8 protein-coding genes are annotated in these 7,230 nt (G+C 62.6%); 4 read left to right on the forward strand and 4 right to left on the reverse strand.

What is annotated here, in order from left to right; all coding sequences use genetic code 11:
* Nucleotides 1-3 precede the first annotated feature (3 nt).
* Nucleotides 4-513, forward strand: a complete 510-nt coding sequence (locus tag QLG12_RS14340) for a cytochrome P460 family protein (RefSeq protein ID WP_197870773.1) — start codon at nucleotides 4-6, stop codon at nucleotides 511-513.
* 24 nt (nucleotides 514-537) lie between these two features.
* Nucleotides 538-1,314, forward strand: a complete 777-nt coding sequence (locus tag QLG12_RS14345) for an alpha/beta hydrolase (protein ID WP_197870771.1) — start codon at nucleotides 538-540, stop codon at nucleotides 1,312-1,314.
* Between the two features lie 46 nt (nucleotides 1,315-1,360).
* Here QLG12_RS14345 and QLG12_RS14350 read toward each other — a convergent pair whose 3' ends face one another.
* The gene (locus tag QLG12_RS14350) at nucleotides 1,361-2,575 is read right to left on the reverse strand and encodes an MFS transporter (protein ID WP_282474757.1); all 1,215 of its coding nucleotides are present in this window, start codon (nucleotides 2,573-2,575) and stop codon (nucleotides 1,361-1,363) included.
* A gap of 134 nt (nucleotides 2,576-2,709) precedes the next feature.
* Here QLG12_RS14350 and QLG12_RS14355 point away from each other — a divergent pair, with 134 nt between their 5' ends.
* Both QLG12_RS14355 and QLG12_RS14360 read left to right on the forward strand, forming a co-directional pair.
* Nucleotides 2,710-3,525 carry a helix-turn-helix transcriptional regulator gene (locus tag QLG12_RS14355; protein WP_282474758.1) on the forward strand — a complete coding sequence of 272 codons (816 nt, stop codon included), beginning with the start codon at nucleotides 2,710-2,712 and terminating at the stop codon, nucleotides 3,523-3,525.
* Between the two features lie 134 nt (nucleotides 3,526-3,659).
* Nucleotides 3,660-4,409: a creatininase family protein gene (locus tag QLG12_RS14360; RefSeq protein ID WP_064595644.1), complete on the forward strand. Its 750-nt coding sequence runs from the start codon at nucleotides 3,660-3,662 to the stop codon at nucleotides 4,407-4,409.
* Nucleotides 4,410-4,479: 70 nt separating this feature from the next.
* On the opposite strand, the gene QLG12_RS14365 is transcribed toward QLG12_RS14360, so the two are convergent.
* From QLG12_RS14365 to QLG12_RS14375, 3 genes are all read right to left on the reverse strand, one after another.
* On the reverse strand, nucleotides 4,480-5,913 hold the full coding sequence (locus QLG12_RS14365) for a catalase (protein ID WP_282474759.1): 1,434 nt from the start codon (nucleotides 5,911-5,913) through the stop codon (nucleotides 4,480-4,482).
* Between the two features lie 135 nt (nucleotides 5,914-6,048).
* Nucleotides 6,049-6,465: an organic hydroperoxide resistance protein gene (locus QLG12_RS14370; protein WP_282474760.1), complete on the reverse strand. Its 417-nt coding sequence runs from the start codon at nucleotides 6,463-6,465 to the stop codon at nucleotides 6,049-6,051.
* Nucleotides 6,466-6,505: 40 nt separating this feature from the next.
* Entirely contained in the window at nucleotides 6,506-6,904 is a 399-nt protein-coding gene (locus QLG12_RS14375) for a hypothetical protein (RefSeq protein WP_108561390.1), read from the reverse strand.
* Nucleotides 6,905-7,230: the final 326 nt, after the last annotated feature.

Below are 7,230 nucleotides of genomic sequence, written 5' to 3' on the forward strand. Positions count from 1 at the left end.
ACCATGAGATTCAACCATTGGGCCGTGTTGCCAGCGGCGATTGCGCTCGCGGCACTGGCGGCCACCGGTGTCGCGTTGGGCGAGGCCGATGACGGCGATGCCTCGCCGATCTACGGTGTGAAGCTGCCGAAAAACTATCGCCAGTGGACGCTGATTGCCCCGGCCCAGGAAGCTGCGCCACTGGATGAACTGCGCGCGGTGCTGGGCAATGACCGGGCGATCAAGGCCTACCAGAGCGCGACGCTGCCGTTTCCCGACGGCACGGTGCTGGTGAAGCTGGCGTGGAAACACGTGCAGTCGCCGGAGTTCGAGCCGGCCTCGATTCCGGGGGCGGCCACCACCGTTCAGGTGATGGTCAAGGACTCGCGCAAATACGCCTCGACCGGTGGCTGGGGATTCGGCCGGTTCATCAACGGCAAACCCGCCGACGAAGCCCAGCACCAGACCTGCTTTGCCTGCCATCAGGCGCGGGTGCAGAACCACGATTTTGTCTTCACCCGATACGCCCCCTGAATCCGTCATACGAGGAACATCCACATGAAAAAAACACTGATTGCACTGAGCATCGCTGCGGGCCTGTGCCTGGGCGCCAATGCCTTCGCCCAAACCGCCAAACCCACGGTGGTGCTGGTGCACGGCGCGTTCGCCGACGCGTCGAGCTGGAACGGCGTGGCGAAGATTCTCGAGAAGGATGGCTACACGGTGATCGCCGCCGCCAACCCGTTGCGCGGCGTCAAAAGCGATGGCGCAGCGGTATCGGCGTTGCTGAGCAGCATCCAGTCGCCGGTGGTGCTGGTCGGTCACTCCTATGGCGGCAACGTCATCAGTGATGCGGCCAACGATCATGCCAATGTCAAAGCGCTGGTCTACGTCAGCGCCTTTGCCCCCGAGGCCGGTGAAACCGTCGCCGGGCTGGCCGGCAAGTTTCCCGGCAGCACCCTCGGACCAACACTGGCGCCACCTGTTGCGCTGGCCGACGGCGGCAAGGACCTGTACATCCAGCAGAGCAAGTTCCACGACCAGTTCGCCGCCGATGTCCCGGCTGCACAAGCGGCGCTGATGGCGGCTACTCAACGTCCGGTCACCGAAGCGGCGCTGAACGAGCAGGCCGGAACGCCGGCCTGGAAGCACATTCCGTCGTGGTACATCTACGGTGACAAGGACAAGAACATCCCGCCCCAGGCGATGGCGTTCATGGCCAAGCGTGCGGATGCCAAGGCCGTTGAAGTGGTCAAGGGCGCCTCGCACGTGGTGATGGTGTCGAACCCGGCACCCGTGGCCCGGCTGATTGAAAAAGCCGCGTCGGCCAACTGAAACCCTGCGACGTGCCGGTGTACGTCGCAGAGTTGTCACCCCCGGCTCAGGCAACGGACACCTGCGGCGATGTTGCCGGTGCCAACCTGAGCAGGGGTGTGATGCCGAGCATCAACAGCAGTACCGCGAACAGCAAGGTGTACGCCGGGCCATAGTGTCCGGCGTATTCGCGCAGGGCGCCGAACAGCAACGGCCCGAGCGCGGCGATCAGGTAACCGATGAACAACATGAACACCGTCCACAACCCGGCCTGTTCGCTGGTGCGGGCGTGATCCAGCGGCAAGGTCATGGCCACGGTGAAGCCCATGCCCAGCCCGATGGCCGCGAGTACCACGTAGAACATCGGCCAGTACGCCGGCAGGAACGCCATGCCGCCCACCCCGAGCAGAGCCAGCAACCCCGACAACCCGAGCAGACCGCGCCGGTCGTGGGCCTTGCCCGGAATCAATCCCGCCCCCACGCTGGCCACGGCGAACACCGCGGTAAAAATGCCCAGCAGGACGCCCGGGGAAACACTCGATGTGCTCGCTTCCACCGACGCTGGCGCCATCCAGGCGAAGAGGGCGTAGACCACGAATTGCCCGGCCCCGAAATTCAACGCGATCAGCCACGCCTGCGGATTGCCCCAGGGCAGGCGTTTGCTCGCGCTCGACGGCGATTTCACGGCGGGCGCCGGTGTCGCAAAACGCCGTGCCATCCACACCCAACTGGCGATGGCGGTGAGGCACAGCACGCTCCAGAACCCGGCGCTGACCCGCCAGTCCTGCGCCAGTTCGGCAATCGGCGCGCTGAACACCGCCGCGAGGGTCGCGCCCAGGCTCAGGCCGCCGGCGTAGATGCCCATGAACAGCGCCGGGCGTTGCGCAAAGTGGGTCTTGATCCAGGCGCCGGTCATCGCGCCGGCGACGGCAATGCCGATGCTGGCGAAGAACGTACTGCCGAGCAGGAAGAATGCGTTGGGCGAGAGCGCCCGCAGCAAGGTCGAGGCCCCTAGCAACGTCAGTGCGACAACCACACTGCGATCGATCCCGAAGCGCCGGGCCAGGCTCGGAACCACCAGCGCGAACACGCCCATGCAGACGTCGGGAATCGAGGTCAGCAGCGCGGCCTGGGTGTAGCTCAACTGGAAGTGCTGCTGAATCAACAGCAGAATCGGCCCTACCGAAATGATCGGCGGACGCAGGGCGATGGACAGGATCAGCAGGCCGATCACCGCCGTGACGCTCTGCTGGTGGCCGGAGAGATTGCGGGTGATTGCCATGGGGAAGGCCTCATTGATGAACAATGAGCGCAAGGCTAACAATGGGCCGGAAATGGCAAATGCCAGGGTTTGTCGCCAAAGTGACAATCGCAGCTTTACCACGATCAAGGTCTGTTTTCAGGAGCTTCCATCCGATGAAACGAGAGGTGCGCAAGGTCATTGCCAGGCGTGAGTCCGCACCGCGCAGCGAACGTTATCCCGACTATCAGGATGTGCCGCGGATGATGACCGTGCTGGTGCGCGATCAGGCCACCGGCGAGTACAACGAACCGCACGTGCATCGGCACGGGCAGTTGTTGTATGCCTCGAGCGGCGTAATGCGAGTGGCCACCGAGCGCGGGTTGTGGATCCTTCCGCCGAAGCGGGCCCTGTGGATTCCGCCCGGGGTGATCCACGACCAGTTGATGCTCAGCGCGGTCAAGATGCGCTCGATCTACATCGAACCGCAGGTCTGCGCAGGGCTGGGCCCTCACTGCAAAGTACTGGAGATCTCCGGACTGCTGCGCGAGTTGATTCTGGCCCTGGCCGAGCAGCCGATCGAATACCCGCAGGAAGGCCGCAACGCGCACATCGTGGCGTTGATACTCAGTGAATTGAAGGCGGCGCGGACGTTGCCGATCGAAGTGCCGTGGCCGCTCGACCGGCGACTGGTCACGGTCTGCGAGGCGATTCTGCAGGACCCCGGACAAGACCATTCGATCGGCTATTGGGCAGACCGGGTTGGCGCCAGTTCGCGCACGCTGATTCGCCTGTTCGTCAATGAAACCGGCCTGAATTTCCGCCACTGGCTGCAACAGGTGCGGCTGGCGACCGCCATCGACCGGCTCGACCAGGGGCAATCCGTCGGGGTGATTGCCCGGGACCTGGGCTACGCCAGCCAGAGTGCCTTCAGTGCCATGTTCAGGCGGGTGATGGGCGAGTCGCCCCGTGAATTTCTCGTCCGCGATTAGGACGCTCCGGCGATTCCGATACCTTCGTATTCTGTCGTCGAAGGGAGGCGGGTGGTATCAATGACACTGCTGTTGCAGGTGCACTGAACACCCACCCGCGTTCCGCGAGGAACCTTCGAAGAGTGAGAATCCTGATGCTTTTATACCTATCGACCTGGTCCGAAATCGCCCAATTTCTCGAACGCAGCCGCACCATCGTCATCCCGATCGGCTCCAACGAACAGCACGGGCCGACCGGCCTGCTGGGCACCGACTGGATGTGCCCGGAAATCATCGCCCATGAAGCGCAGAAGAACGCCGACATCCTGATCGCCCCGACCTTCAACATCGGCATGGCGCAGCATCATCTGGGTTTCCCCGGCACCATTTCGCTCAGGCCTTCGACCTTCATCGCTGCCATTGCGGACTGGACCCGCTCGTTGGCCGCCCACGGCTTTGAAAAGATCTTTTTCCTCAATGGCCACGGCGGCAACATCGCGTCAATCGAAGCGGCGTTTTCGGAGCTGTACGCTGAAGCGAGTTTTGCCCGACGCAAGGCCGGGTTCGCCCTGAAGCTGTGCAACTGGTGGGATCTGGAAGGCGTGAACGAGCTGGCCCGTGAGCAGTTCCCGACTGGTCACGGTATTCATGCCACGCCTTCGGAAATCGCCGTGACCCAGTGGGCGTACCCCGATTCCATCAAGTCGGCGGACTACTCGCCGCAGATCGCCAATTGGGGCCCGATCCGGGAAGCTGCAGATTTCCGCGCTCGTCATCCGGACGGCCGCATGGGCTCGGACCCGGCCCAGGCTTCGCCGGAAAAAGGCCGGCAACTGGTGGAAATGGCCGCTCGCGGCCTGGTACAGGAGGTGCAAGCCTTCAGCCGCGAATCACTGCCTGACTGATTCGTACAAACAACAACGCCCGGATAATCCGGGCGTTGTTGTTTCGGCTCCCTGCCAGCGTCATTGCAGATCAGCCCAGTGCCTCAATGGCGTGCGCAACTCCCGCGCCATACGCCGGATCTGCCCGGGTGCAGTGGTCGATGTGTCGTTGTTTCGACTCTGCGCTGGCGCCATGAATCGAGCGCGCGGTGTTCTCAAACAAAACCTTTTGCTGGGCGGGCGACATGGCCCGGAACAGTGCGCCCGGTTGCGAGAAATAGTCGTCGTCCTCGCGGTGATTCCAGTGCCCGGCGCTGCCTTTGAGGGCCAGCGGTGGTTCGCTGAAATCCGGTTGCTCGGCCCACTGGCCATAGCTGTTGGGCTCGTAGCCGATTGTGCTGCCCGCGTTCGAATCGGTGCGCATCTGGCCGTCACGGTGATAGCTGTTGACCGGGCAGCGTGGCGCGTTCACCGGAATCTGGTGATGGTTGACCCCCACGCGATAGCGCTGCGCATCACCGTATGAGAACAGGCGCGCCTGGAGCATTTTGTCCGGTGAGAAACTGATGCCGGGCACCACGTTGGCCGGGTTGAAGGCTGCCTGTTCGACGTCGGCGAAGTAGTTGTCGGGGTTGCGGTTGAGTTCGAGCACGCCGACTTCGATCAGCGGGTAATCCGCGTGGGGCCAGACTTTGGTCAGGTCGAACGGGTTGATCGGGTAGGTCTCGGCGTCCAGCTCCGGCATCACTTGCACGTAGAGTTTCCATTGGGGGAAGTGGCCTTCCTCGATGGCGTTGTACAGGTCGCGCTGGGCGCTTTCGCGGTCATCGCCGATCACTGTCGCGGCCTGTTGGTCGGTCAGGTTTTCGATGCCTTGTTGGGTCTTCCAGGTGAACTTCACCCAGAAACGCTCGTTCGCCGGGCTGATGAAACTGAAGGTGTGGCTGCCGAAACCGTGCATGTGGCGGTAGGTGCGCGGCAGGCCACGATCGCTCATGACAATCGTGACCTGATGCAGCGCCTCGGGCAGCAGCGTCCAGAAATCCCAGTTGTTGCGGGCGCTGCGCATGTTGGTGCGCGGGTCGCGTTTGACCGCATGGTTGAGGTCGGGAAATTTCAAAGGATCGCGCAGAAAGAACACCGGCGTGTTGTTGCCCACCAGGTCCCAGTTGCCTTGCTCGGTGTAGAACTTGATGGCGAATCCACGGATATCGCGCTCGGCATCCGCCGCGCCACGCTCACCGGCGACGGTCGAGAAACGGACGAACACATCGGTGGTCTTGCCCACGCTGGAAAACAGCCTGGCCTTGGTGTAGCGGGTGATGTCGTGGGTGACGGTGAAGGTGCCGAACGCGCCGGAACCCTTGGCGTGCATGCGCCGCTCGGGGATGACTTCCCGATCGAAGTGCGCCAGTTTTTCCAGCAACCAGACGTCCTGTAACAGCATCGGGCCTCTCGGGCCGGCGGTCTGTACGTTGTTGTTATCAACCACGGGCGCGCCCGCGGCAGTCGTCAGCTTGTTCATGCGCAACTCCTGGCTTTTGTCGGTTTCCCGTCATCACATCAAAAGCCCCGGGCGCGATCTATTGCACCATGGTGTCGCCGGATCGTACCAAGGTGTGGTTGGAAGACGCTGTGTTTTGGTGTCGGCGGAGGCTGGTCAGGCGAGGGTGATGCTGACCTTGATGTTGTTGCGTGTGGCCTTGGAGTAGGGGCAGTTCTGGTGTGCCGCGTCGATCAGTTGTTGCGCCACTTGCGGTTCGATGTCCGGCAGTGACACCGCCAGTTTCGCTTGCAGGAAGAACCCGTGCTCGCCGTGGACCAGGTCGATTTGAGCATCGACTCCGGCCATGGCCGGAAAACCGATCTTGCGCGCATTGCAGGCATGGCGCAGCGAGCCGAGGAAACAGGCTGACCAGCACACGGCGAACAATTGCTCGGGGTTGGTTCCGGTGCCGGGCGCACCCGGTGGAGAAAGCTTGAGATCCAGTCGGCCATCGTGACTGCGTCCTGTGCCCTCGCGGCCGCCAGTGGTGCAGGTGTGCGCGGAGTAGAGGGTTTTTTCGATATCGATCATGGGCATTCCCTGAAGGGCATTTCACAGCGTGGAGGGCGGTTCATGTGGCCCGAGTGGGTTCATGACATTCGCGTGCCGACGCACCCGCCAGCGCGTCGGCCACGGCGTCAGCGCCGCGATGGCCAAGATTGTGGAGCAGGGTCGCGCGGGCGATCTCGATCAGCCAGGCGCGAAACGGAAAGCTCGGGTCATGGGCGGCCTGTTCCTGATAAAGCGTCCTGAAGGCCTGCTGAACGAGGCCGCCGGTGTCTTCACGACGGATCCGCCCCGCTTGCACCTGTCCTTCGTAAAAGGCGATGAGCAAAGGCGTCACCGTCGCGAACAGCTGTTGCGCTTCACTTCGGCCATGGCGCACGGCGCCCGCGACCAAGGCATACAGTTCGTCGTTGCCGAGCCGGTCGGCCTCGCACAGGCAATTGTGGCGATAACCTTCAGCCATGGTCGAATCCCTCGCAAAACCATCGTTCGACTGAGCGCCGCGACCGAAAAGGTTCGCAGGTGGCCTGGCGTTCAGCGGTGAGATTCAAGCCTGCCTTCACCGCTGAATGACTGCCAGTTATGCGTTGTTAGCGCTTGTTAGCGCCCGGAAACTGCGGTGACTATTGCGCTGGCCAGTCGGCATTTTGCGCGGGGTTTCGACGATCGGCGCCTGCCAGGAACAGAGGCTGGATTCCCGGCATTAATGACATCTCTGTCGCTTTGCCATCGTCTCGATCAGGTAGGAAACGTCCGATATTTATTTCGCAAATTTCCTACATTTTGTTT

Origin of the sequence: Pseudomonas sp. V88_4 (assembly GCF_029967985.1) — a bacterium.
Lineage (GTDB): Bacteria > Pseudomonadota > Gammaproteobacteria > Pseudomonadales > Pseudomonadaceae > Aquipseudomonas > Aquipseudomonas glycinae.

Coding starts and splice junctions, on each gene's coding strand:
- QLG12_RS14340 (WP_197870773.1), top strand. CDS start 4: ATGAGATTCAACCATTGGGCCGTGTTGCCAGCGGCGATTGCGCTCGCG.
- QLG12_RS14345 (WP_197870771.1), top strand. CDS start 538: ATGAAAAAAACACTGATTGCACTGAGCATCGCTGCGGGCCTGTGCCTG.
- QLG12_RS14350 (WP_282474757.1), bottom strand. CDS start 2,575: ATGGCAATCACCCGCAATCTCTCCGGCCACCAGCAGAGCGTCACGGCG.
- QLG12_RS14355 (WP_282474758.1), top strand. CDS start 2,710: ATGAAACGAGAGGTGCGCAAGGTCATTGCCAGGCGTGAGTCCGCACCG.
- QLG12_RS14360 (WP_064595644.1), top strand. CDS start 3,660: ATGCTTTTATACCTATCGACCTGGTCCGAAATCGCCCAATTTCTCGAA.
- QLG12_RS14365 (WP_282474759.1), bottom strand. CDS start 5,913: ATGAACAAGCTGACGACTGCCGCGGGCGCGCCCGTGGTTGATAACAAC.
- QLG12_RS14370 (WP_282474760.1), bottom strand. CDS start 6,465: ATGATCGATATCGAAAAAACCCTCTACTCCGCGCACACCTGCACCACT.
- QLG12_RS14375 (WP_108561390.1), bottom strand. CDS start 6,904: ATGGCTGAAGGTTATCGCCACAATTGCCTGTGCGAGGCCGACCGGCTC.